Origin of the sequence: Streptomyces sp. NPDC001890 (genome assembly GCF_042891445.1) — a bacterium.
Classification (GTDB): domain Bacteria; phylum Actinomycetota; class Actinomycetes; order Streptomycetales; family Streptomycetaceae; genus Streptomyces.
On record NZ_JBIATE010000002.1, the window covers coordinates 209,632 to 233,392 of the forward strand.

Annotated in this window: 25 protein-coding genes; 18 read left to right on the forward strand and 7 right to left on the reverse strand. The window is 72.4% G+C overall.

Annotated features, from left to right (window positions below; all coding sequences use genetic code 11):
• The first annotated feature begins 95 nt into the window (after nt 1–95).
• Entirely contained in the window at nt 96–950 is an 855-nt protein-coding gene (gene truA, locus ACFYY1_RS07095; protein WP_388581915.1) for a tRNA pseudouridine(38-40) synthase TruA, read from the forward strand.
• Nucleotides 951–983: 33 nt separating this feature from the next.
• On the opposite strand, the gene ACFYY1_RS07100 is transcribed toward truA, so the two are convergent.
• A complete protein-coding gene (locus tag ACFYY1_RS07100; RefSeq protein WP_388581918.1) occupies nt 984–1,838 on the reverse strand; it encodes a hypothetical protein in 855 nt (284 codons plus the stop codon).
• Between the two features lie 57 nt (nt 1,839–1,895).
• On the opposite strand from ACFYY1_RS07100, the gene ACFYY1_RS07105 reads away from it, so the two are divergent.
• The 4 genes from ACFYY1_RS07105 (at nt 1,896) to glmM (ending at nt 6,351) form a co-directional block, all read left to right on the forward strand.
• A complete protein-coding gene (locus ACFYY1_RS07105; RefSeq protein ID WP_376635743.1) occupies nt 1,896–3,524 on the forward strand; it encodes an ABC-F family ATP-binding cassette domain-containing protein in 1,629 nt (542 codons plus the stop codon).
• 277 nt (nt 3,525–3,801) lie between these two features.
• Nucleotides 3,802–4,245, forward strand: a complete 444-nt coding sequence (gene rplM / locus ACFYY1_RS07110; RefSeq protein WP_072486702.1) for a 50S ribosomal protein L13 — start codon at nt 3,802–3,804, stop codon at nt 4,243–4,245.
• Between the two features lie 44 nt (nt 4,246–4,289).
• Nucleotides 4,290–4,817 carry a 30S ribosomal protein S9 gene (gene rpsI / locus ACFYY1_RS07115; protein WP_030979658.1) on the forward strand — a complete coding sequence of 176 codons (528 nt, stop codon included), beginning with the start codon at nt 4,290–4,292 and terminating at the stop codon, nt 4,815–4,817.
• Between the two features lie 175 nt (nt 4,818–4,992).
• Nucleotides 4,993–6,351: a phosphoglucosamine mutase gene (glmM, locus tag ACFYY1_RS07120; protein ID WP_388581922.1), complete on the forward strand. Its 1,359-nt coding sequence runs from the start codon at nt 4,993–4,995 to the stop codon at nt 6,349–6,351.
• Nucleotides 6,352–6,368: 17 nt separating this feature from the next.
• On the opposite strand, the gene ACFYY1_RS07125 is transcribed toward glmM, so the two are convergent.
• The 4 genes from ACFYY1_RS07125 to ACFYY1_RS07140 form a co-directional block, all read right to left on the reverse strand.
• Nucleotides 6,369–7,325: a DUF389 domain-containing protein gene (locus ACFYY1_RS07125; protein ID WP_388581925.1), complete on the reverse strand. Its 957-nt coding sequence runs from the start codon at nt 7,323–7,325 to the stop codon at nt 6,369–6,371.
• Nucleotides 7,326–7,360: 35 nt separating this feature from the next.
• Complete coding sequence (coaA, locus tag ACFYY1_RS07130; protein ID WP_388581928.1) at nt 7,361–8,356, reverse strand: type I pantothenate kinase; 996 nt, start codon at nt 8,354–8,356, stop codon at nt 7,361–7,363.
• 168 nt (nt 8,357–8,524) lie between these two features.
• A complete protein-coding gene (locus tag ACFYY1_RS07135; protein WP_388581930.1) occupies nt 8,525–9,511 on the reverse strand; it encodes a CU044_5270 family protein in 987 nt (328 codons plus the stop codon).
• Nucleotides 9,499–10,098 carry an RNA polymerase sigma factor gene (locus ACFYY1_RS07140; protein WP_388581932.1) on the reverse strand — a complete coding sequence of 200 codons (600 nt, stop codon included), beginning with the start codon at nt 10,096–10,098 and terminating at the stop codon, nt 9,499–9,501. The genes ACFYY1_RS07135 and ACFYY1_RS07140 overlap by 13 nt, the downstream gene beginning before the upstream one ends.
• A gap of 177 nt (nt 10,099–10,275) precedes the next feature.
• Here ACFYY1_RS07140 and glmS point away from each other — a divergent pair, with 177 nt between their 5' ends.
• The 8 genes from glmS to ACFYY1_RS07180 all read left to right on the forward strand — a co-directional run bounded on the left by glmS (nt 10,276) and on the right by ACFYY1_RS07180 (nt 17,887).
• The gene (gene glmS, locus ACFYY1_RS07145) at nt 10,276–12,123 is read left to right on the forward strand and encodes a glutamine--fructose-6-phosphate transaminase (isomerizing) (protein ID WP_388581934.1); all 1,848 of its coding nucleotides are present in this window, start codon (nt 10,276–10,278) and stop codon (nt 12,121–12,123) included.
• A 20-nt stretch (nt 12,124–12,143) separates the two neighbouring features.
• Nucleotides 12,144–12,512 (forward strand): holo-ACP synthase, encoded by a 369-nt coding sequence (locus ACFYY1_RS07150; RefSeq protein WP_266730350.1) that lies wholly within the window; start codon nt 12,144–12,146, stop codon nt 12,510–12,512.
• 4 nt (nt 12,513–12,516) lie between these two features.
• On the forward strand, nt 12,517–13,986 hold the full coding sequence (locus tag ACFYY1_RS07155) for an NAD(P)H-hydrate dehydratase (RefSeq protein WP_388581937.1): 1,470 nt from the start codon (nt 12,517–12,519) through the stop codon (nt 13,984–13,986).
• A gap of 50 nt (nt 13,987–14,036) precedes the next feature.
• Complete coding sequence (locus ACFYY1_RS07160) at nt 14,037–14,420, forward strand: DUF488 domain-containing protein (RefSeq protein WP_388581940.1); 384 nt, start codon at nt 14,037–14,039, stop codon at nt 14,418–14,420.
• Nucleotides 14,421–14,481: 61 nt separating this feature from the next.
• A complete protein-coding gene (gene alr / locus ACFYY1_RS07165; protein WP_388581943.1) occupies nt 14,482–15,636 on the forward strand; it encodes an alanine racemase in 1,155 nt (384 codons plus the stop codon).
• A 93-nt stretch (nt 15,637–15,729) separates the two neighbouring features.
• Nucleotides 15,730–16,983, forward strand: a complete 1,254-nt coding sequence (locus ACFYY1_RS07170; protein ID WP_388581946.1) for an alpha/beta fold hydrolase — start codon at nt 15,730–15,732, stop codon at nt 16,981–16,983.
• Nucleotides 16,952–17,491 (forward strand): tRNA (adenosine(37)-N6)-threonylcarbamoyltransferase complex ATPase subunit type 1 TsaE, encoded by a 540-nt coding sequence (gene tsaE / locus ACFYY1_RS07175; protein WP_388581949.1) that lies wholly within the window; start codon nt 16,952–16,954, stop codon nt 17,489–17,491. The genes ACFYY1_RS07170 and tsaE overlap by 32 nt, the downstream gene beginning before the upstream one ends.
• Before the next feature lie 219 nt (nt 17,492–17,710).
• Entirely contained in the window at nt 17,711–17,887 is a 177-nt protein-coding gene (locus ACFYY1_RS07180) for a hypothetical protein (protein WP_388581951.1), read from the forward strand.
• A gap of 42 nt (nt 17,888–17,929) precedes the next feature.
• On the opposite strand, the gene ACFYY1_RS07185 is transcribed toward ACFYY1_RS07180, so the two are convergent.
• Nucleotides 17,930–18,487 (reverse strand): L,D-transpeptidase, encoded by a 558-nt coding sequence (locus ACFYY1_RS07185; RefSeq protein WP_388581954.1) that lies wholly within the window; start codon nt 18,485–18,487, stop codon nt 17,930–17,932.
• A 153-nt stretch (nt 18,488–18,640) separates the two neighbouring features.
• Between ACFYY1_RS07185 and tsaB the strand changes: the two genes are divergently transcribed.
• Genes tsaB through ACFYY1_RS07205 form a run of 4 tightly spaced genes read left to right on the forward strand, consistent with a single transcriptional unit; the run spans nt 18,641 to nt 21,172 of the window.
• The gene (gene tsaB, locus ACFYY1_RS07190) at nt 18,641–19,303 is read left to right on the forward strand and encodes a tRNA (adenosine(37)-N6)-threonylcarbamoyltransferase complex dimerization subunit type 1 TsaB (protein ID WP_388581957.1); all 663 of its coding nucleotides are present in this window, start codon (nt 18,641–18,643) and stop codon (nt 19,301–19,303) included.
• Nucleotides 19,300–19,791: a ribosomal protein S18-alanine N-acetyltransferase gene (gene rimI / locus ACFYY1_RS07195; protein ID WP_388581959.1), complete on the forward strand. Its 492-nt coding sequence runs from the start codon at nt 19,300–19,302 to the stop codon at nt 19,789–19,791. The genes tsaB and rimI overlap by 4 nt, the downstream gene beginning before the upstream one ends.
• Nucleotides 19,791–20,897: a tRNA (adenosine(37)-N6)-threonylcarbamoyltransferase complex transferase subunit TsaD gene (gene tsaD / locus ACFYY1_RS07200; protein ID WP_388581962.1), complete on the forward strand. Its 1,107-nt coding sequence runs from the start codon at nt 19,791–19,793 to the stop codon at nt 20,895–20,897. Before rimI ends, tsaD begins: the two co-directional genes overlap by 1 nt.
• Nucleotides 20,894–21,172: a hypothetical protein gene (locus tag ACFYY1_RS07205; protein WP_388581964.1), complete on the forward strand. Its 279-nt coding sequence runs from the start codon at nt 20,894–20,896 to the stop codon at nt 21,170–21,172. Before tsaD ends, ACFYY1_RS07205 begins: the two co-directional genes overlap by 4 nt.
• A 205-nt stretch (nt 21,173–21,377) precedes the next feature.
• Here the strand turns inward: ACFYY1_RS07205 and ACFYY1_RS07210 are convergent, their stop codons facing one another.
• Complete coding sequence (locus ACFYY1_RS07210) at nt 21,378–22,085, reverse strand: TetR/AcrR family transcriptional regulator (protein ID WP_388581966.1); 708 nt, start codon at nt 22,083–22,085, stop codon at nt 21,378–21,380.
• Between the two features lie 174 nt (nt 22,086–22,259).
• Here ACFYY1_RS07210 and ACFYY1_RS07215 point away from each other — a divergent pair, with 174 nt between their 5' ends.
• Nucleotides 22,260–23,744: an MFS transporter gene (locus tag ACFYY1_RS07215; protein WP_388583427.1), complete on the forward strand. Its 1,485-nt coding sequence runs from the start codon at nt 22,260–22,262 to the stop codon at nt 23,742–23,744.
• The last annotated feature ends 17 nt before the right edge of the window (nt 23,745–23,761 follow it).

A 23,761-nucleotide genomic window follows, 5' to 3' on the forward strand; every position in this document is an offset into this window, starting at 1 on the left:
GTTCTGAGACCACTGGACGGGCCCGCATCACCCTTCGGGGCGGTGCGGGCCCGTTCCGTATGCATCTGCGTGCACGCGCAGGAAAGGACCCATGGGTGAGTGACGAAGTGGAGCCCGGCTTCGTCCGGGTGCGCCTCGACCTGGCGTACGACGGCAAGGACTTCTCGGGCTGGGCGAAGCAGACCTCCCGGCGGACCGTCCAGGGCGAGATCGAGGACGCGCTGCGGACCGTGACGCGGTCCTCGCGGACGTACGATCTGACCGTCGCCGGCCGCACCGATGCCGGGGTGCACGCGCGGGGGCAGGTCGCGCACGTCGACCTGCCGGACGAGGTGTGGGCGGAGCACGGCGACAAGCTGCTGCGGCGGATGGCCGGGCGGATGGCTCCGGACGTCCGGATCTGGCGGATCGCGCCGGCCTCCGAAGGGTTCAACGCGCGGTTCTCGGCGCTGTGGCGTCGTTACGCCTACCGGGTCTGTGACCGGCCCGGCGGGGTGGATCCGCTGTTGCGCGGTCATGTGCTGTGGCACGACCGGCCGTTGGACCTGGCCGCGATGAACGAGGCGGCCGCCCTGATGACCGGCGAGCACGACTTCGCCGCGTACTGCAAGAAGCGCGACGGCGCGACCACCATCCGCACGTTGCAGAAGCTGAGTTGGGTCCGGGACGAGGCGAGCGGGATCCTGACGGCGACCGTGCAGGCCGACGCGTTCTGCCACAACATGGTCCGCGCGCTGATCGGTGCCGCGCTGTTCGTCGGGGACGGACGCCGCGGGCCGGAGTGGCCCGCGCAGGTGCTCGCGGCCCGGGTCCGGGATCCCGGCGTGCACGTGGTGCGGCCGCACGGGCTGACGCTGGAGGAAGTGGCCTACCCGGCCGACGAGTTGCTGGCCGTCCGGGCCCGGGAAGCGCGCAATGTGCGGACGCTTCCCGGGAGCGGGTGCTGCTGAGGCCGTTCCCCGGAGCGAGGAGCGAGGGCGGGGTCAGCCGGTCTGGGCGGTGGCGGCGGCCGAGGCCTGGACCTCGCCGCGGTGGTGGATCTGACGGAACGTGAAGTTCGTCAGGTCGTCACCGGTGGTGTAGACCTTCTTGTCGGCCGTGGTGACGCTCTTGCCGTTGGTGAACCCGCTGATGGCGAAGTAGGCGTAACGGCCGTAGGAGTTGGCGGTACGGCGGCAGACCGATCCCGGCGGGCAGAAGGCCGGCACGCCCGCGCCGCTCAGCGTGGCGATGCTGCCGCTCGCCTGCTGGGCCGCCTTCTTGGCCTGGGCCTCCGTCCGGAAGACCGCGAGCCCGACGGTGACGGCGACGCCGTCCTTGCTGTACGTGGCCCGGACGACCTGGTCGCAGCCGTTGTTCACGAGGATCGAGCCGAGTGCGCCCTTCGTGGTCGCGGCGCAGTTCTTCGTCTGCTGCGTCGCGCCCTTGACGTAGACGCGGTCGCCCATCGTCAGCTTCTTGCCGGGGAAGAACGCGTCGACGGTGATCGGCGCCCGGTCCTTCTTGGCGTCGGAGATGTAGTCCTTCGGGTTCGGCGGGGGAAGCGGCGCCACCGAGGAGAAGGACGGCTCCGGCTCGGCACTCTCGTGCGGCAGGTCGCTCGGCGCGGGCAGCTCGCTCGCGTTCTTGCCGGAGCCGGTGGGGCTGTTGTTCTTGTTGGTCGAGATGACCGCGGTGGCCACGATCGCGCCGATCGCGGCGGTGGCGAGCACGCCGCCGCCGATCAGCAGCCACTTCTTGCGCCGGCCCCGCGCGGCGGACTCGTCGGCCAGCGCTGCCCAGTCCGGAGTCTGTGTGCCCCCGGGCCCCCAGGAGGGCCCCCCTTGCCCAAAGCTCATGCCGCGATCCTAGAGGAGAGGTAAACCGGTTGGGCCAGGGCTTCGCGGGCCGTGACAATGCTGTGCATGGGACATCTTGAAGCGGGCCACCTGGAGTACTACCTACCGGACGGGCGGGTGCTGCTCGGCGATGCTTCGTTCCGGGTGGCGGACGGCGCCGTGGTCGCCCTCGTGGGGGCCAACGGGGCCGGCAAGACGACGCTGCTCAGGCTGCTGGCCGGGGAGCTCCAGCCGCACGGCGGCTCGGTCTCGGTGAGCGGCGGGCTCGGGGTGATGCAGCAGTTCGTGGGCTCGGTGCGGGACGAACGCACGGTCCGGGACCTGCTCGTCTCCGTGTCCCAGCCGCGCATCAGGGAGGCGGCCCTGGCGGTCGACAAGGCCGAGGAGCTGATCCTCACCGTCGACGACGAGGCCGCGCAGATGAAGTACGCGCAGGCCCTGAGCGACTGGGCGGAGGCCAGGGGGTACGAGGCCGAGACCGTCTGGGACATGTGCACCATGGCCGCGCTCGGCGTCCCGTACGAGAAGGCGCAGTGGCGCGAGGTGCGCACGCTCTCCGGGGGCGAGCAGAAGCGCCTGGTGCTTGAGGCGCTGCTGCGGGGGCCCGACGAGGTGCTGCTGCTCGACGAGCCGGACAACTATCTCGACGTGCCCGGCAAGCGGTGGCTGGAGGACCGGCTCAAGGAGACCCGCAAGACGGTCCTGTTCGTCTCGCACGACCGCGAGCTGCTGTCCAGGGCCGCCGAGAAGATCGTCAGTGTGGAGCCGAGCCCGGCGGGCAGCGACGTGTGGGTGCACGGCGCCGGCTTCGACACGTACCACCAGGCCCGCAAGGACCGGTTCGCCCGGTTCGAGGAGCTGCTGCGGCGCTGGGAGGAGGAGCACGCCCGGCTGAAGGCGCTGGTCCATCGGCTGCGGCAGCAGGCGGCGATCAGCCCCGACATGGCGTCCCGCTACCGGGCGATGCAGACCCGCTTCAAGAAGTTCGAGGACGCGGGCCCGCCGCCGGAGCCGCCGCGCGAGCAGGACATCAAGATGCGGCTGCGCGGCGGGCGGACCGGGGTACGCGCGGTGACCTGCAAGAACCTTGAGCTGTCCGGGCTGATGAAGCCGTTCGACCTGGAGATCTTCTACGGGGAGCGGGTCGCCGTCCTCGGCTCGAACGGATCGGGCAAGTCGCACTTCCTGCGGCTCCTCGCGGGCGAGCAGGTCGCGCACACCGGGGAGTGGAAGCTCGGGGCCCGGGTCGTGCCGGGTCACTTCGCGCAGACCCACGCCCATCCGGAGCTGCTGGGCAAGACGCTCGTCGAGATCCTGTGGACCGAGCACGCCAAGGACCGCGGCGGGGCGATGTCCGTGCTGCGCCGCTACGAGCTGGAACGCCAGGGCGACCAGCCCTTCGAGAAGCTGTCCGGCGGCCAGCAGGCACGGTTCCAGATCCTCCTCCTGGAACTGGCCGGCACGACCGCGCTGCTCCTCGACGAGCCGACGGACAACCTGGACCTGGAGTCGGCCGAGGCCCTCCAGGACGGTCTTGAGGCGTACGAGGGAACGGTCCTGGCCGTCACCCACGACCGCTGGTTCGCGAAGTCCTTCGACCGCTACCTGGTGTTCGGCTCGGACGGCGTCGTACGCGAGACGGCGGAGCCGGTGTGGGACGAGCGGCGGGTGGAACGGGCCCGGTGACGCGGTCGCTCCACGGTCCCCCGCGGGGGACCGTGGAGCCGCCGGCCCGAGGGCCACGCGTTTTGACCCGTCCGGGGCGGGGCGGGTAGTCTCGGTGATTGTTATGCGTATTGGCTTCGTCGTTCTCACGCGTTGGGCCCTTACGTAGGTTCTCTGGAGCAGTTACCAGTGGCTCGCATACGGGCAGCGTCCCCGGCATTGTGAGCCCCAGCTGCATGATCGCTTCAGAGGTGCCATGTGTCTGGACCCCATCCACTGAAGAAGCGAAGGCTACGAAGTGCGTACGTACAGCCCCAAGCCCGGCGATGTGACGCGCCAGTGGCACATCATTGACGCGCAGGACATCGTCCTGGGCCGTCTGGCCACCACGGCTGCGAACCTCCTCCGCGGCAAGCACAAGGCGATCTACGCCCCCCACATGGACATGGGCGACTTCGTCATCATCATCAACGCCGAGAAGGTTCACCTCTCCGGCAACAAGAAGACCCAGAAGATGGCGTACCGCCACTCCGGGTTCCCGGGTGGTCTGCGCTCCGTCCGTTACGACGAGCTGCTCGCCAAGAGCCCCGAGAAGGCCGTCGAGAAGGCCATCAAGGGCATGATCCCCAAGAACAGCCTGGGCCGTCAGATGCTCTCGAAGCTCAAGGTCTACGCGGGCGACCAGCACCCGCACGCTGCTCAGCAGCCGGTCCCGTTCGAGATCACCCAGGTCGCGCAGTAGTTCCGGCCTCCCCCTAAGACCAAAAGAAAGATCTGAGGAGAATCGTGGCCGAGACCACTGTTGAGAACCCCATCGAGGGCACCGAGGGCGAAGAGGTCTTCGCCGAGGTGACCACCTTCGAGTCCGAGGTTCCCGTCGAGGGCGAGTACACCAGCGAGTCGCTGGCGTCCCGCTTCGGCGACCCGCAGCCCGCCGCCGGCCTGGGCCGTCGGAAGAACGCCATCGCCCGCGTCCGGATCGTTCCGGGCACCGGCAAGTGGAAGATCAACGGTCGCACCCTTGAGGACTACTTCCCCAACAAGGTGCACCAGCAGGAAGTCAACGAGCCCTTCAAGGTGCTTGAGCTCGACAACCGCTACGACGTCATCGCCCGCATCTCGGGTGGCGGCGTCTCGGGTCAGGCCGGCGCCCTGCGTCTCGGCGTGGCCCGTGCGCTGAACGAGGCGGACGTGGACAACAACCGCGCCCCGCTGAAGAAGGCCGGCTTCCTCTCCCGCGACGACCGTGCGGTCGAGCGCAAGAAGGCCGGTCTCAAGAAGGCCCGTAAGGCCCCGCAGTACAGCAAGCGCTAATCCGCCTGCTCATCTGCTGTACACGTTCGCCCCGGCGGCACACCTCGTGCTGCCGGGGCGTTCGTTTATCGGCACCCTCGGGCGTATAACGGCATAAGGCGTTCATAGGCTTGTTGCGTTGCTTTGATTTGGTTGATTTGGTTTTGCGGTTTCGGAGCATCTTCGGAGGACACCAGTGGGACGACTCTTCGGCACGGACGGTGTGCGCGGTGTCGCCAATGCGGATCTGACGGCCGAGCTGGCGCTCGGACTCTCGGTCGCTGCGGCGCATGTTCTCGCCGAGGGGAGCACCCTCGACGGGACCCGGCCGACAGCCGTGGTGGGCCGTGACCCGCGCGCGTCCGGAGAGTTCCTGGAGGCCGCCGTCGTGGCAGGTCTCGCCAGCGCCGGCGTGGACGTCCTGCGCGTCGGTGTGCTGCCCACCCCGGCGGTGGCGTATCTCACCGGTGCGCTGGGCGCCGACCTCGGTGTGATGCTCTCCGCGAGCCACAACTCGATGCCGGACAACGGTGTCAAGTTCATCGCGCGCGGCGGTCACAAGCTCTCCGACGAGCTGGAGGACCGGATCGAGTCGATCTACCAGCAGCACCGCACCGGTGAGCCGTGGGAGCGTCCGACCGGTGCCGGGGTGGGACGCGTCACCGAGTACGCGGAGGGCTTCGACCGTTACGTGGCACACCTCGTCGCGGTCCTGCCGAACCGGCTCGACGGGCTGAAGATCGTGCTCGACGAGGCGCACGGCGCGGCCGCCCGGGTCTCGCCCGAGGCCTTCGCGCGGGCCGGCGCCGAGGTGATCACGATCGGTGCGGACCCGAACGGCCTGAACATCAACGACGGCTGCGGCTCCACCCATCTGGAGCCGCTGAAGGCCGCCGTCGTCGAGCACGGCGCCGACTTCGGCATCGCGCACGACGGCGACGCCGACCGCTGCCTGGCCGTGGACTCCACCGGCGAGGAGGTCGACGGCGACCAGATCCTGGCCGTCCTCGCCCTCGCCATGCGCGAGGCCGGGCAGCTGCGCAAGGACACCGTGGTCGGCACCGTCATGTCCAACCTCGGCTTCAAGATCGCGATGGAGCGGGAGGGCATCCAGCTCGTCCAGACCGCCGTCGGCGACCGCTACGTACTGGAGTCGATGAAGGCCGAGGGCTACGCGCTGGGCGGCGAGCAGTCCGGCCACGTCATCGTCCTGGACCACGCCACGACCGGCGACGGCACGCTGACCGGCCTGCTGCTGGCGGCCCGGGTCGCCGCCACCGGCCGTACGCTCGCCGATCTGGCCGGGGTCATGCAGCGGCTGCCGCAGCTGCTGATCAACGTCCGGGACGTCGACAAGTCCCGGGTCGGGACCTCCCCGGAGATCGCCGCCGCCGTGGCCGAGGCCGAGGCCGAGCTGGGCTCCACCGGCCGCGTGCTGCTGCGCCAGTCGGGCACCGAGCCGCTGGTGCGGGTCATGGTCGAGGCGGCCGACATCGAGCAGGCACGGGCGGTCGCCGAGCGGCTGGCCGATGTGGTGAAGTCCGCGCTCGGGTAGCCGGTGGCCCCGGCGCCCTATTCGCCGGACGGGCGCGTGACCAGGCCCGTCCGGCGGCGGTGTACCGCCCACAGCGCCTTCTGGACCAGCAGGGTCAGCGTCCCCGCGACCACGATCCCGCCCAGGTTCGCCAGCAGCTGGGCCGTGGAGCCCCACATCTGGCTGTAGTCGCTGTAACTGAACGCCACCGCCGCGTTGGCCGCGGCCGGCACGGTCGTCACCGAGATCGCGACGCCGATCAGCGCGCCCGACTTCGCCGAGGTGAGCGAGAGCGTCCCCGCGATCCCGGCCAGGAAGGCCACCACGAAGGACATCGCGTCGGGCTTCCAGATGAACGCCGTGTTGGGGCGGTCGGCCTCGATCATCGAGCGGGTGAACAGCCCGAAGGCGTCCATCAGCCAGGCGAACCCGGCCGTCAGCACCATCGCGACGGCGAAACCGCCGATCAGCGCGTACAGCGAACGCAGCGCCAGTCGCGGAGCACGCTGCACCAGGGCCGTGGAGATCCCGGCCAGCGGACCGAACTCCGGACCGACCGCCATCGCGCCCACGATCAGGATCGCGTTGTCGAGCATCACACCGCAGGCCGCGAGCATCGTCGCGACGGTGAGGAACGCCACGTACGTGACGCTGAACGTCGACTCCTCGTGGGTCGCCTCCGTCAGCTCCTCCCACAGCACCGCGTCCGCGCCCTCGCCCGGCGCGTCCTCCTCGGCCTTGTCGGCGTGGGCGGAGAGCGTCAGATCCATGTTCTCGACGGTGATCGAACCGGACTTGTCGATACCGAGCCGGCGCAGCGCGGAGATCAGCTCGTCGCCCGCCTCACGGGCCACGTCGCACAGGACCAGGTCGCCCGCCGGGTTGCGGGCGGCCCCGGTCATCACGACGAGGTGTGTCGTACCGAGGGTGCTCTCCACCAGGTGCACCACCTCGTCCGTGCGGTCGGCGGGGACGATCAGGCGCAGATGCAGCACGCGGCCACTCCCAGGAGGATCGGAGGTTCGGAGGATCAGAGCTTGCGCAGGGACAGCCGCTGGACCTTGTGGTCCGGGCCCTTGCGGAGCACCAGGGTGGCACGGCCCCGGGTGGGCGCGACGTTCTCCACCAGATTGGGCTTGTTGATGGTCCGCCACATCGTCGCCGCGTACTCCATGGCCTCCTCCTCGGAGACCTGGGTGTACTGGCGGAAGTACGAGAAGGGGTTCTGGAACGCCGTCTCCCGCAGCTTCCGGAACCGGTTGAGGTACCAGCTCTCGATGTCCTCGGTGCGCGCGTCCACGTACACGCTGAAGTCGAAGTAGTCGGCGAGACCGACCCTGGTGCGGCCGTCCTTGCCGGGCATCGCGGGCTGGAGCACGTTCAGCCCCTCGACCATCAGGATGTCGGGACGGCGTACGGTGAGCCGTTCGTCCGGCACGATGTCGTAGATCAGGTGCGAGTAGACGGGCGCCGTCACCTCGTCCTTGCCGGCCTTGATGTCGGCGACGAACCGGGTCAGGGCGCGCCGGTCGTACGACTCGGGGAACCCCTTGCGCGACATCAGCCCGCGGGCCCGGAGCTCCTTCATCGGCAGCAGGAACCCGTCCGTGGTCACCAGCTCGACGCGCGGGTGCTCGGGCCAGCGGGCCAGCAGCGCCTGGAGGATGCGCGCGGTGGTGGACTTGCCGACCGCGACACTGCCTGCGACGCCTATGACGAACGGGGTGCCGCGCTGTGCGCCGTGGCCGTTGCCCGCGTCCCCGAGGAAGGTGTTCAGGGCGCCGCGCAGTCCCGAGGTGGCCTGGACGTAGAGGTTGAGGAGCCGGGAGAGCGGCAGGTAGACGTCGCGCACCTCGTCGAGGTCGATGACGTCCCCGAGCCCGCGCAGCCGCTCCACCTCGTCGGCGGTCAGCGGCAGCGGTGTCTTGTCGCGCAGGGCGCTCCACTCGGCGCGGGACAGGTCGACGTACGGCGTCGCCGCGTGCTCGGCGCGTCGCTGGGTGCTCCGTGGCGGCGAAGTGATCACGGGTTCATTGTTGCGGGAGTTCCGCCGCGGTGGAGGGTGGGCTCGGTCACGTAGGGGAGAAGACAGGGGGACCGCCGCCGTCCTCGTCCTGCCGGCTGCGGGGCAGCACGAGCGGCGGGCCTCCGGGCCGGTGTCCGCACCCCTGTGGCGGACACCGGCCCGGTGACGTCAGGGCTTCTCGCCCTTCGCGTCGACGACGGCGGCCTCGACCCGGGCTTCGCTGGTCAGGATCTGCCCTGCCTTGAGCTTGATCGTCGGGCCCTTGGTCTTGCCGCCGACGAGCTCGTACGTGTAGTCCTCGGCGACCACGAAGCGCATTCCGACGTAGCCGAAGTCGTGCGGGTCGAGCAGGATCTCCCGCCGCTCGTGGCTGCCGTCCTCCTTCCGGGTGATGGCGATGGCCTCGCGCCCGGCCGCGTCCTTCACCAGGTGGCCGGTGACGCGGACGCCGGGGATGGTGGCCATGGCGCGGTAGATCCGGGCGAGGGCGGCCGGGGGGACCGGGTACGCCTCGGCCATCAGCCCGATCGCGCGGAAGCTGTGCTGTGCCTTGCTCTCGGGCGGGCTGTCGGCCGTGCTGCCGGTCGGGTAGAAGGTGCGGACCTCTGCCAGTAGCCGCGCCGGGTCCTCGGGCAGCTTCTCGGCGGCCCGGTAGACCTGGCGGGCGGTGCGGTAGTCGTCGTCCTTGCCGTTCTCGGCGGCGGCGGAGTTGTCGTACGGGACCCAGCTGTCGGGGTCGAAGGTGACGGGGCCGACGGACGAGCCGTTCGGGCCGCCCTGCGAGGCCACCTGCGCCGTTCTGGTGTAGATCCACTGGTCGTCGCGGGGCTCCGGCACGGCGGGCTGCTTCTCCAGCGCTTCGGCGGCCCGGTTCAGTACCTCGGCCGCGCTGTCCAGCCGCAGGGCTTTGGCGGTCGACGCGGGCCCGGAGCGGCTGGGCGCGGCGGCGTCCCCGAGCTGGGTGCCCAGCACCGCCGCCACGGTGATCGCCGCGGCCGCGCCGGCCGCGGCGATCCGCCAGTCGGCCCGCAGGCGGCGGACGCGGCGGCCCGAGGCCGCGGCCTCGGTGAGCCGCTGCCGGCCCGGGGCGAGGGCGGCACGGTCGGGAACGGGCGCGTCCGCGCGGAGTTCGCGCAGCCGGGTCATTTCGTCCATGACGGATTCAGCTCCATGGCGTCGGGCGTGAACGAGGGGTCCGTGCCGAGGGCCTCGCGGACTGTGCGGCGGGCGCGGTTGAGCCGGGACCGTACGGTGCCGAGCGGGATGCCCAGCGCGTCGGCGACTTCCTGGTAACCGAGGTCGGCCCAGGCGACGAGCAGCAGGACGTGGCGGTCGCCGGGCGAGAGCGCGGCCAGCGCCGCCGCCAGCGGTGCCTGGGCGGCGATCCGGTCGTCGCAGCGCTCGCTCCAGGACGCGGCCACCGGGTCCTGCCCGGTACGGGCCAGGGCCCGCAGTCCCCGCTCCTCGCTGCGCCGGTGCTTGCCGATGAGGTTCGCCGCGATGCCGTACAGCCAGGGACGGGCGCTGCGCCGGGAACCGTCGAAGCGGCGCCGGGAGCGGAAGGCGACGAGGAAGGTGTCCGCCGTGATGTCGTCCGCCGCGCCCTCCCCGAGGCGGCGGGCGGCATAGCGGTGGATGTCCGGTGCGTGACGGTCGTAGAGCCCGGCGAAGATCTCGGGTTCCTCCAGCGACTGCGCGATGACCTCGGCATCGTCGTCGGGGCTGGCCGGCGGTCCGGTCACATCGGCTCCTGGGGGCTCGTCGGGTGGGCGTGTCACCCCTTGTTCCCCGCAGGGGCCGGAAAGGTTCACAGGGTATGCGGGGAGACCGCCGCGCACGCCGTGCCGTCCTCCCCGCCGCCCCGTTCGGCTTCTGCGACGATGCGAAGAAGAGGGGGGAGTGACCACGAAGGGAACGGTATGTGCGGAATCGTTGGTTACGTCGGTGGGCAGTCGGCGCAGGACGTCGTCGTCGCCGGGCTCAGGCGTCTTGAGTACCGGGGCTACGACTCGGCGGGCATCGCCGTCCTCGCGGACGGCGGCCTGGCCGCGACGAAGCGGGCCGGCAAACTCGTCAATCTGGAGAAGGCGCTGGCCGAGGCGCCCCTCCCGGCCGGGAACACCGGCATCGGGCACACCCGCTGGGCCACCCACGGCGCCCCCACCGACGCCAACGCCCACCCGCACCTGGACAACGCGGGCCGGGTCGCCGTCGTGCACAACGGGATCATCGAGAACTTCGCCGCCCTGCGCGCCGAACTCGCCGAGCGCGGCCACGACCTGGCCTCCGAGACCGACACCGAGGTCGTCGCCCATCTGCTCGCCGAGGCGTTCTCCTCCTGCGCCGACCCGGCGGAGGCGATGCGGCAGGTCTGCCGCCGGCTGGAGGGCGCCTTCACCCTCGTCGCCGTGCACGCGGACGCGCCCGGCACGGTGGTCGGCGCCCGGCGCAACTCACCGCTCGTGGTGGGGGTGGGGGACGGGGAGTCGTTCCTGGCCTCCGACGTCGCCGCGTTCATCGCGCACACCCGCTCCGCGATCGAACTGGGCCAGGACCAGGTGGTCGAGCTGCGCCGGGACGGCGTCACCGTCACCGACTTCGACGGGCGGCCCGCCGAGGTCCGCGAGTACCACGTGGACTGGGACGTCTCCGCCGCCGAGAAGGGCGGCCACGACTACTTCATGCTCAAGGAGATCGCCGAACAGCCCAAGGCCGTCGCCGACACCCTCCTCGGCCGGATCGACGCCGCCGGCTCGCTCCACCTCGACGAGGTCCGCATCCCGCCGCACGAGCTGCGGGAGGTCGACAAGGTCGTCATCGTGGCCTGCGGCACCGCGTTCCACTCCGGGATGATCGCCAAGTACGCCATCGAGCACTGGACCCGCATCCCCTGCGAGACCGAGCTGGCCAGCGAGTTCCGCTACCGCGACCCGATCCTCGACCACCGCACCCTGGTCGTCGCGATCTCGCAGTCCGGCGAGACGATGGACACCCTGATGGCCCTGCGGCACGCCCGCGAACAGGGCGCCAAGGTCCTCGCCATCTGCAACACCAACGGCTCCACCATCCCCCGGGAGTCCGACGCCGTGCTCTACACGCACGCCGGGCCCGAGGTCGCCGTCGCCTCCACCAAGGCCTTCCTCACCCAGCTGGTCGCCTGCTACCTCGTCGCCCTGTACCTCGGACAGCTCCGGGGGACCAAGTGGGGCGACGAGATCCGCACCGTCATCCGCCAGCTCTCCGCGATCTCCGGCGCCGTCGAACAGGTCCTGGAGACCATGGAGCCGGTGCGCGAGCTCGCCCGCTCGCTGGCCGGGCACGACACCGTGCTCTTCCTGGGCCGCCATGTCGGCTACCCCGTGGCCCTGGAAGGCGCGCTGAAGCTCAAGGAGCTCGCGTACATGCACGCCGAGGGGTTCGCCGCCGGTGAGCTCAAGCACGGCCCGATCGCGCTCATCGAGGACGGCCTCCCGGTCGTCGTGGTGGTGCCGTCGCCGCGCGGCCGGTCCGTGCTGCACGACAAGATCGTGTCGAACATCCAGGAGATCCGGGCCCGCGGCGCCCGCACCGTCGTCATCGCCGAGGAGGGCGACGAGGCGGTCGTCCCGTACGCCGACCATCTGATCCGCATCCCCATTACGCCTACGCTGCTCCAGCCGCTGGTGTCGGCCGTGCCGCTCCAGGTCTTCGCCTGCGAACTGGCCACGGCCCGCGGCAACGACGTGGACCAGCCGCGCAATCTGGCGAAGTCCGTGACCGTGGAGTAGCGAGGGATGAGGGAACGCGCGTGATCATCGGGGTCGGGATCGACGTGGCCGAGATCGAACGGTTCGACGCGGCGCTGGAGCGTACGCCGCAGATGGCCGAACGGCTCTTCGTGGAACGGGAGTTGCTGCTGCCCAGCGGTGAGCGGCGGGGGATCGCCTCGCTCGCCGCCAGGTTCGCCGCGAAGGAGGCCCTCGCGAAGGCGCTCGGCGCACCCGGCGGACTGCTCTGGACGGACGCCGAGGTGTGGGTCGAGGACAGCGGGCAGCCCCGGCTGCGGGTCCGCGGCACCGTCGCCGCCCGCGCCGCCGAGCTGGGCGTACGGCACTGGCACGTGTCCCTCAGCCATGACGCGGGGGTGGCGTCGGCCGTGGTGATCGCGGAGGGTTGAGCACATGCGTACCGCCTACAGCGTTCAGACCGTACGGGCCGCCGAACGGGCCCTGATGGCCAAGCTCCCCGAGGGCGCGCTGATGCAGCGCGCCGCCGCCGGACTCGCGGCGGCCTGCGCCGATGTGCTGCGGCGGCGCGGCCGGGTGTACGGGTCCCGGGTCGTCCTCCTCGTCGGCAGCGGCGACAACGGCGGCGACGCGCTGTACGCGGGCGCCCGGCTCGCCCGGCGCGGCGCCGGCGTGCGCGCCGTGCTGACCGCGCCCGGCCGCGCCCACGAGGGCGGTCTCGCGGCACTGCTCGCGGCCGGTGGGCGGCTCGCGGACGGCGTGGCGGGGGCGGACGGCGCCGACGCCTGGGGCGGCCGCATCGACCTCGTGGTGGACGGGATCACCGGCATCGGCGGCCGGGGCGGGCTGCGCCCGGACGCCGCCGCACTGGTGCGGGCCTTCACGGCGACCGGCGCGCCCCTGATCGCCGTCGACCTGCCCAGCGGGGTCGAGGCCGACACCGGCGAGGTGCTCGGCGAGGCGGTGCGCGCCGACGCGACGGTCACCTTCGGCACGTACAAGCCGGGCCTGCTCGTCGACCCGGCCGCCGAACGGGCCGGCGCGCTGCACCTCGTCGACATCGGGCTCGGGCCCGAACTGCCCGAGGTGCCCGAGCTGGAGGTGCTCCAGTACGCGGACGTCGCGGCCCTGCTGCCGGTCCCCGGCGCCGAGAGCGACAAGTACCGGCGCGGGGTCGTCGGCGTCGTCGCCGGGTCCGCGCGCTACCCGGGCGCGGCGGTGCTGGCCGTCTCCGGGGCGCTGCGGGGCGGCGCGGGGGCCGTGCGGTACGTCGGTCCGGGGGCCGGCGCGGTGATCGCCCGCCACCCGGAGACGCTGGTCCACGCGGGACCGCCGTCGAAGGCGGGGCGGGTGCAGGCATGGGTCGTCGGGCCCGGACTCGGGGACGGAGCCGAGGCCGCCGAGGCGGTCCGGGACGTGCTCGCGACGGAGGTCGCGGTGCTGGTGGACGCGGACGGGCTGCGGCTGCTGGACGCCGGTGCCGTACGGGAACGCACCGCGCCGACCGTCCTCACCCCGCACGCCGGTGAGGCCGCGGCCCTGCTGGGCGTCCCGCGCGAGGAGGTCGAGGCGGGGCGGCTCGCCGCCGTACGGGAGCTGGCCGCCCGCTACCGCGCCACGGTCCTGCTCAAGGGCTCGACGACCCTGGTCGCCACCGACGACCCGGCCACTCCCGTACGGGTCAATCCGACCGGCACCTCCTGGCTGGCCACGGCGGGCAGCGGCGACGTCCTGTCCGGCCTGACCGGCTCCCTGCTCGCCGCGGGCCTCGCCCCGCGCGACGCCGCGTCGGCCGGCGCCCATCTGCACGGACTCGCCGCCCGCCACGCCTCCGACGGCTCGCCCGTCGCCGCGCAGGACGTCGCCGAGGCGATCCCCGCAGCGTGGCGGGACGTACGGGCCTGAGTGATCCTGGGCCCAGCAGACACCGACCGCAGCCGACAGGAGGGCCGACCGTGGGCAGCAGCGAGGTACGCGTACGCCGGGTGTACGAGCCGAAGGAGGACACCGACGGCACCCGCGTCCTCGTCGACCGGCTCTGGCCGCGCGGCGAGTCCAAGGAGAAGGCCGCGATCGACAAGTGGCTCAAGGACATCACCCCGTCGAACGAGCTGCGCGCCTGGTACCACGAGGACCGCACCGGGACCCGCTACGACGAGTTCGTCGACCGCTACCGCACCGAACTGACCGACCCCGTCCACACGGCGGCCGTCCGGGAGCTGGTCGAACTCGTCGAGGAGGGCGGCCCGGTGACACTGGTCACGGCGGTCAAGGACGTACCCCACAGCCATGTCCCGGTCATCGTCGACCACCTGGAACACGAGCTGCGCCGGCCCTGAGGACCCTGGGGCGACCCGCCGCCCGAGGGCCCTGCCGGGCGCCTCTGAGAGACTGGGCGCGATGAACGAGACAGCGTCCTTGAGAGCCCGTGCCGAGATCGACCTCGCCGCATTGCGCGCCAACGTGCGGGTGCTGCGCGCACGGGCGTCGGGCGCGCAGCTCATGGCCGTCGTCAAGTCCGACGCGTACGGGCACGGGGCGGTGCCCTGCGCCCGCGCCGCGCTGGAGGCCGGGGCGACCTGGCTGGGCACCGCGACCCCGCAGGAGGCGCTCGCCCTGCGGGCAGCCGGACTCGGCGGCCGGGTGATGTGCTGGCTGTGGACTCCGGGCGGCCCCTGGCGCGAGGCGATCGAGGCCGACATCGACGTGTCGGTGAGCGGGATGTGGGCGCTGCGCGAGGTCGTCGCCGCGGCCACCGGGGCGGGCGTCCCGGCCCGGATCCAGCTCAAGGCCGACACCGGCCTCGGGCGCAACGGCTGCCAGCCCGCCGACTGGCCGGAGCTCGTCGCCGCGGCCCGCGCCGCCGAGGACGCGGGCACGGTACGGATCACCGGCCTGTGGTCCCACTTCGCCTGCGCCGACGAGCCGGGCCACCCCTCCATCGCCGCCCAGCTGACCGCCTTCCGCGACATGGTGGCGTACGCGGAGAAGGAGGGCGTCGACCCCGAGGTGCGCCACATGGCCAACTCCCCGGCGACGCTGACGATCCCCGAGGCCCACTTCGACCTGGTCCGGACCGGGATCGCGATGTACGGCATCTCGCCCAGCCCCGAGCTGGGCACCCCGGCCGACTTCGGGCTGCGCCCCGTCATGACGCTCATCGCCTCGGTCGCCCTGGTCAAGCGGGTGCCGGCCGGGCACGGGATCAGCTACGGCCACCACTACACGACCAGTGCCGGGACCACCCTGGGCCTGGTGCCGGTCGGCTACGCGGACGGCATCCCGCGCCACGCCTCCGGCCGCGCCCCGGTCCTGGTCGGCGGTGTCATCCGGCGGATCGCCGGCCGGGTGGCCATGGACCAGTTCGTCGTCGACCTCCACGGGGACGAGGTCGAGGTCGGCAGCGAGGCGGTGCTCTTCGGCCCGGGGGACCGGGGCGAGCCGAGCGCCGAGGACTGGGCGCAGGCCGCCGACACGATCGCGTACGAGATCGTCACCCGGATCGGCACCCGCGTACCGCGCGTGCATCTGCATGCCACCCCGGCCGAGTCCTGACCGATCAGGCGCCGCTGACCAGGCACGATCGGATCACGACCGGAACAGACCGGCCCTGACCTGACGGATACGACCGACGAGGAGCGCGGCACGGTGAGCGAGATCGGTGCGGGGGACGCGGTGACGACCGCTGCTACGGCGGTCGGCTGGCGCCGGGCGGGGATCGCCGGAGCCGCCATAGGCGTGATCGCGGCGGGCGCCGCCGCCGGTGTCGCGGTCGAGCGGCTCACCGTCGGCCGGGGCATGCGCAGAAGGGCCAGGCTGGCGCTGGACGCGACCGGACCGTACGGCTCGCTGCGCGGCCTGCCCGGCCGGGCCGCGGCCGACGACGGCACCGAGCTGTACTACGAGGTCGACGAGGTGGAACCGGACGGCGCCGCGGGCACCGACGCGGGCGGCGGAGGCGCCGCCGCCCCCGGCACCCGCCGCCGCAGGCTCTTCGGCCGCAAGGCCCCCGCCCCCGTCACCGTGGTCTTCAGCCACGGCTACTGCCTCAACCAGGACTCCTGGCACTTCCAGCGGGCGGCGCTGCGCGGCCTGGTCCGCACCGTCCACTGGGACCAGCGCAGCCACGGCCGTTCCGAGCGGGGCCGGGCCCATGCGCAGGGCGTGACGGTCGGCATCGACCAGCTCGGCCGCGACCTGAAGGCGGTGATCGACGCGGCGGCCCCCGAGGGCAGGCTGGTGCTGGTCGGGCACTCGATGGGCGGCATGACGATGATGGCCCTCGCCGACCAGTACCCCGCGCTGTTCCGGGACCGGGTCGCCGCCGTCGCCCTCGTCGGCACATCGAGCGGGAAGCTGGGCGAGGTCGATTTCGGGCTGCCGGTCGCGGGCGTGAACGCGGTGCGCCGGGTGCTGCCCGGGGTGCTCAGGGCGCTCGGCTCCCAGGCCGAGCTGGTGGAACGGGGCCGCCGGGCCACCGCCGACCTCTTCGCCGGGCTGATCAAGCGGTACTCGTTCGGTTCGCGGGACGTGGATCCGGCGGTGGAGCGGTTCGCCGAGCGGCTCATCGAGTCCACCCCGATCGACGTGGTCGCCGAGTTCTACCCGGCCTTCACCGAACACGACAAGAGCGGCGCGCTGCCCGCCTTCCGCGACGTCCCGGTGCTGATCCTGGCGGGCGACAAGGACCTGGTGACGCCCAGCTCGCACAGCGAGACCATCGCGGACCAGCTCCCGGACGCGGAGCTGGTCATCGTCCCGGACGCCGGCCATCTGGTGATGCTGGAGCACCCCGAGACGGTCACGGACCGGCTGGCGGACCTGCTGGTGCGCGTCGGAGCCGTGCCGGCAACGGCTAACGTTGGCGGACATGGAAGCACCGCACAACAGCCCGGCGACTGAGCTCGTCGAGGACGCCGCGTCCGCCACCGTCACCCTGGGCCTGGCCATCGAGTCCCCCGAACGGATGCAGGCACTCGGCCGCCGGATCGCCGGGATCCTGCGGCCGGGCGACCTCGTGATGCTCACCGGAGAGCTCGGCGCCGGCAAGACGACGCTGACCCGGGGCCTGGGCGAGGGCCTCGGCGTGCGCGGCGCGGTCACCTCCCCCACCTTCGTGATCGCGCGCGTCCACCCGTCGCTGACCGGCGGCCCGGCACTGGTCCACGTCGACGCGTACCGCCTGGGCGGCGGCCTCGACGAGATGGAGGACCTGGACCTGGACGTGTCGCTGCCGGAGTCGGTGGTGGTCGTGGAGTGGGGCGACGGCAAGGTCGAGGAGCTGTCCGAGGACCGGCTCCAGGTGGTGATCGACCGCGCGGTCGGCGACACGGACGACGAACGGCGCGAGGTGACGCTGGTCGGGATCGGCGCGCGCTGGGCGGGACTGCGCGAGGCGATGGGCCACTGAACCGCCGGGGCGGGCGGGTCCTCCCGCGGGACGGTTCCTCGGTCACCGTGTCGTCGGCCGTCCGGGCGCTCTTCCGTGGGTGAATCCGGCCGTCCGGCATTCTTTCCGACAAGCCGTCGGTAAATTGTTGCGCGGAGAGCGGCGCTCGTGGTCACATGGACGGGAGACCTGGTTAGGTTCGCCTAACCACGACCTCCACCAGAGCTCCAGGAGGCATCCATGCCGACGCCCGAGCGTGACTCGCAGCCACGGACGCAGCAGCCGTCCGCGCTGTCGATGAAGGATCTGCTGGCCTCGTGCGCCGCCGCCACCGCGGTGTCCACGCCACCGGTCGAGCCGGCCGAGCCGACCGGGGAAGAGGCGGAGGAGCTGCCGTCCCGGCGCGACGCGGCATAGCGCGTGCGGAGCGGGGGCGGCTGTCCGGAGCGGCGCCGGCCGCTACGGGACGACGACCACCTTCGTGCTGACCATCGCGAAGTCCCACATGGCGTCCCCGTCGGGCCGGGACATCCGCACGCCACCCGTCTTCAACGTCGGGTCCGGGCTCTCCATCGAGCCGTCCACCGCCGCGCTGAACCCGACGGCCGCGTCGTCCACCATTGCGAACCGCACCACGTGCTCGATCATCACGCCGTCCGAGCCCTTGGTGGGGGTGCCCTGGCGGGTGCCCACGCTGTAGGTCCCGGGCTGCGGGCTCAGCGCGCTCGGCATGACCTCGAAGGTGCGGGCCACCTTGCCGTCCGCGTCGACGAGCCACACGCGGCGGTCCTCCAGGGCGTACACGACCCGCTTGCCGGTGCCGGAACCCTTGGGGAGCGCGGCCGGGCGCGACTTCTCCTTCGGCTTCGCGTGCTCGGTGGCGGTGGCGGAAGCCTTCGGTTTCGGGGCCGCGAGGTTGTCGGGGACGTTCGCCGACGCCTGGAAGGCCAGGACGCCGACGGCGACCAGCGCCGCCGCAGTGAGCCCGGCCACGATTCCCGAGCTGCCCCTAGACACCGTGCGCGCCCCTTTCGCTTCCGTATGTCGTACAAGCGTTTAGCGTTTACGTCGTACTCGCGTGTGCACGGTGACGGTAGCAGCCGGGGCCGGGCGGGCCGGGACGCCGTACGGGGCGCCGTGCCCCGGTCGGCGGAGCCGTAGGCTGTTTGCGTGCTCTTGCTCGCCGTGGATACCGCAACCCCCGCCGTCACCGTCGCCCTGCACGACGGGACCTCCGTCGTCGCCGAGTCCGGTCAGGTCGACGCCCGAAGGCACGGGGAGCTGCTGCTGCCCGCCGTCGACCGGGTCCTCGCCGAGGCCGGGGTGAAACTCGACGCCGTGACGGACGTGGTCGTCGGCGTCGGCCCCGGCCCGTACACCGGGCTCCGGGTCGGGCTGGTCACCGCCGCGACCTTCGGCTCCGCCCTCGGTGTGCCCGTGCACGGGCTGTGCACCCTGGACGGTCTCGCGTACGCCGCGGGGCCGGCCGGGCTGGAGGGGCCGTTCGCCGTCGCGACGGACGCCCGCCGCAAGGAGGTCTACTGGGCGAGATACGACGACGCGCGCACCCGGGTCACCGGGCCCGCCGTCGACCGGCCCGCCGACATCGCCGGACAGCTCGCCGGGCTGCCCGTCGTCGGCGCGGGCGCGGTGCTCTACCCGGAGGCGTTCCCGGACGCCCGGGGACCCGAGCACGTCAGTGCCGGAGCGCTGGCCGCCCTCGCCGCCGAGCGGCTCGCCGCGGGCGCGGAACTGCTGCCGCCGCAGCCGCTCTACCTCCGCAGGCCCGACGCCCAGGTGCCGAAGAACTACAAGGTGGTCACCCCGAAGTGACGACCACGACTGCCGTACTGCGCGAGATGCGCTGGTGGGACATCGATCCGGTGCTGGAGCTCGAACACGAGCTGTTCCCGGACGACGCCTGGTCGGCCGGCATGTTCTGGTCCGAGCTGGCGCACTCGCGGGGCCACCGGGCCACCCGCCGCTACGTCGTCGCCGAGGACCCCGCCACCGGCCGGATCGTCGGCTACGCGGGCCTCGCCGCGGCCGGCGACCTCGCCGACGTGCAGACGATCGGGGTCACCCGCGACCACTGGGGCGGCGGCCTCGGCTCGGTGCTCCTGACCGACCTGCTGAAGCACGCCACGGCCTTCGAGTGCGCCGAGGTGCTCCTCGAAGTCCGCGTCGACAACACCCGGGCCCAGAAGCTGTACGAACGCTTCGGCTTCGAACCGATCGGCTTCCGCCGCGGCTACTACCAGCCGGGCAACATCGACGCACTCGTCATGCGCCTCCACGTACAAGAAACAGAGACTGACTGATGGCTGACGAACCGCTCGTACTCGGCATCGAGACCTCCTGCGACGAGACCGGCGTCGGCATCGTCCGGGGCACCACCCTGCTCGCCGACGCCGTCGCGTCCAGCGTCGACACCCACGCCCGCTTCGGCGGCGTCGTCCCGGAGATCGCCTCCCGCGCCCACCTGGAGGCGATGGTCCCCACCATCGAGCGTGCCCTGAAGGACGCCGGGATCAGCGCCCGCGACCTCGACGGCATCTCCGTCACCGCGGGCCCCGGCCTCGCGGGCGCGCTGCTGGTCGGCGTGTCGGCGGCGAAGGCGTACGCGTACGCGCTGAACAAGCCGCTCTACGGGGTGAACCACCTCGCCTCGCACATCTGCGTGGACCAGCTGGAGCACGGCCCGCTGCCCGAGCCGACGATGGCGCTGCTGGTCAGCGGCGGCCACTCCTCGCTGCTGCTCGCGCCGGACATCACCAATGACGTGCGGCCGCTCGGCGCGACCATCGACGACGCGGCGGGCGAGGCCTTCGACAAGATCGCCCGGGTGCTGAACCTGGGCTTCCCCGGCGGCCCGGTCATCGACCGGCTGGCGAAGGAGGGCGACCCGGCCGCGATCGCGTTCCCGCGCGGGCTCACCGGTTCGCGCGATCCCGCCTACGACTTCTCCTTCTCGGGCCTGAAGACCTCGGTGGCCCGCTGGATCGAGGCCAAGCGCGCGGCGGGCGAGGAGGTGCCGGTACGGGACGTGGCTGCGTCCTTCCAGGAGGCCGTGGTGGACGTGCTCACCCGCAAGGCCGTCCGGGCCTGCAAGGACGAGGGCGTCGACCACCTGATGATCGGCGGCGGGGTCGCGGCCAACTCGCGGCTGCGGGCGCTGGCCGAGGAGCGGTGCGAACGGGCCGGCATCCGGCTGCGGGTGCCGCGCCCCGGACTGTGCACGGACAACGGCGCGATGGTCGCGGCGCTGGGCGCGGAGATGGTCGCCCGGAACCGGCCGGCCTCGGACCTGGAGCTGTCCGCGGACTCCTCGCTGCCGGTGACCGACACCCACGTACCGGGCGCCCACGCGCACAGCCACGACCACGACCACGTCCACGAGATCAGCAAGGACAACCTCTACTCATGACCGTCGCCCTGATGTGGGAGGCCCGCGCCGCCGACGGCCGGGGCGCCGAACTGCTGGAGTGGGCGCGGGCCCGTTCGGCGGAGCTGGCCCGCGAGCCGCTCCGCCGCGAGCTGCTGCGCGCCCCGCAGGACCGGGTCCTGGTCATCACCTGGTGGGAGGGGGTGTACGGCGACGAGCTGCCCGAACTCCCGGAACCGGACGCCGAGTTGATCGCCCGCCCGGTGCACCGCTGGCGTTTCGAGTCGCTGGGGGACGCCGGGGTCGCCACCGGGTGACCTGCCCTCAGCGCCTGTCGGGTGACCTCTGATCGGGCGGCCACGCCCTGGCACGCACGCTTCCCGCGTTGCCGAAATGTCCTGGTAGCTCCTTCCCCAAGCTCTCAACGAGCAGGGGAGACCCCACCCGAGGACATCCCGGCGCCTTGGAATCGCACGCACCAGACCACGTCCGCTATCCGATCGAAGGCCACCCGACAGGCTCTCAGCCGGAAGCGGCGTCCCGGGGTATCAGTCCCCGGATGATCGCGTCGAGCTCGTCCGCCACGTCGTAGTCGGCGGCGTACGCGCGCCAGTCGTCCTTGATCGCGGCGAGCCGGGGCAGCGTCGCCGCGTCCTGTTCCGTGACCATCTCGGGGAAGTAGCGCCTGCTCGGCGGGGTCTGCGCGCGGCGTTCGGCGGCCCGGCGGAATATCAGGTCGCCGTAGACGTAGCTCCAGATCGTCCGGTACGCGCGTACCGCCTGGGCGGGGGAGAGGCCGCAGGCGAGCGCCGAGTCGATGATCTCCTCGACCATCCACAGCGCGTTCTTGTCGGTCAGCTCGCCCAGCGCCAGGATGTCCAGCACCCACGGGATCCGCTCCAGGATGCCGTGCATGTGCACGGCCACGGCCAGCAGCCGCTCGCGCGGGTCCTCGGGCAGCTCGGGGCGGGGGAAGGCGGCCGCGGTGCCCGACAGGGTGAGCATCAGCAGCTCGTCCTTGTCCTGCACGTAGTGGTAGAGCGCCATCGGTGTGGAGCCGAGCTCCTTCGCCACCCGCCGCATGCTCAGGGCGTCCACGCCCTCTTCCTCGATGATGCGGCGCGCGGTGGCGACCATCGCGTCCGGGTCGAGCCTGCGCGGCCGTCCCACGGATCGTTTCGCGGGGGCCCGGTTGCTCCCCGGCGCCCGCTTCTTCTCTGTCCCTGACACCCGGGCATTGTCTCCCGTCCCGCTGTCCCCACGCCTTTCGGGGACCCTGGTGATTAATTTCTATACGCGTATAGTAATGATCGGACCGGATGATCGCGAAGGAAGGGGCGAGTTGTGGACGAACGGTCACGGCACACGCGTTGGCTGCTGGTGGTGGCTCTCGCCGTGCAGTTCATGGTGGCGCTGGACATGTCGGTGGTGAACGTGGCGCTGCCGGACATGCGCGGCGATCTCGGCTTCACGCCCCAGGGGCTGCTCTGGGTGGTGAACGCCTACGCGCTGGCCTTCGGCGGGCTGCTGATGCTCGGCGGGCGGCTCGGCGATCTGCTCGGCAGCCGCCGGGTCCTGATGGCGGGCCTGGTGCTGTTCGGCGCGGCGAGCCTGGCCGGCGGGTTCGCCCGGTCGCCCGGCACGCTGATCGCCGCGCGGGCGCTGCAGGGCGTCGGCGCCGCGGCACTCGCCCCGGTCGCCTTCGCGCTGATCGCCCTGGCCTTCCCGGCCGGGCCCGCCCGCTCCCGCGCCCTGGGGCTGTGGGGCATGTCGGGCGCGGCGGGCGGCGCGGTCGGCGTCCTCGCGGGCGGGGTGCTCACCGACGCCGCGGGCTGGCGCGCGGTGATGCTGGTGAACGTGCCGATCGTGGGCTTCGCGCTGGTGGGGGCCGTGCGTGCCGGGCTGCGGGGCGAACGGGCCAGGACCGGCGCCCGGCTCGACGTGCTGGGGGCGCTGCTGGCCACCACGGGTACGACGCTGCTCGTCCTCGGGCTGGTGCGCACCTCGACCGACTCCTGGGGCTCGCCCCGGACGCTGGGCACGCTCGGCGCCGCCGCGCTGCTGCTGACCGCGTTCGTCGCCGTCGAGCTGCGCACCCGCTCCCCGCTGCTCCGTCCCGGGCTGCTGACCGAGCGGCCGGTCCTGGGCGCGAATCTCATCTGCCTGCTGCTGAGCTCCGGGCAGTTCGCCGCGTTCTACTTCGCCTCGCTCTACATGCAGCAGGTGCTCGACTACGGGCCGACCGCCGCCGGTGTCGCCTTCCTGCCGTTCCCGGCGGGCGTCGTCGTCGGCTCGGTCGTCGCCACCCGTACGGTCGCGGCGCTCGGCGCCGGACGGCTGCTGGCGCTCGGCGCCCTGCTGGCCGCGCTCGGCCTCGCCGGATACGCGGCGACCGCGCGGGCCGACGGCGGCTTCCTGCTCTCGATCCTCGGCCCGTCACTGGTCTGCAGCATCGGCGTCGGGATGTGCTTCGTACCGCTCGGCACGGCGGCCACGACCGATGTGGCGCCCGACGAGACGGGCATGGCCTCCGGGCTGCTGAACAGCGCCCGCCAGGTGGGCGGCTCGCTGGGGCTCGCGGTCCTGGTCACCGTCGCCGCCCGGGTCACCGGCGACGGACACCGCCCGGCCGACCTGGCGGCCGGGTACGCGGCGGCGTTCTGGGTCTGTGCCGGGCTGCTCGTGGTCGCGGCCCTGGTGGCCCTGGTGCTGCTCCCGAAGGCGCCGGCAAGGGCCCCGCAGAGCGCTTCCGGGACGGCCCCGGACGCGGCCCCCGACACGGCTCCCGACACGGCTTCCGAGACGGCTCCGGTGGCCGGGCCGGAAGATTCTCAGAAGAATTTCCCGGGAGCTGTCGATCCGGCCGGGTCCCGTTCGACGCAAAGGTGAGAGGCGGGGAGAGCCCC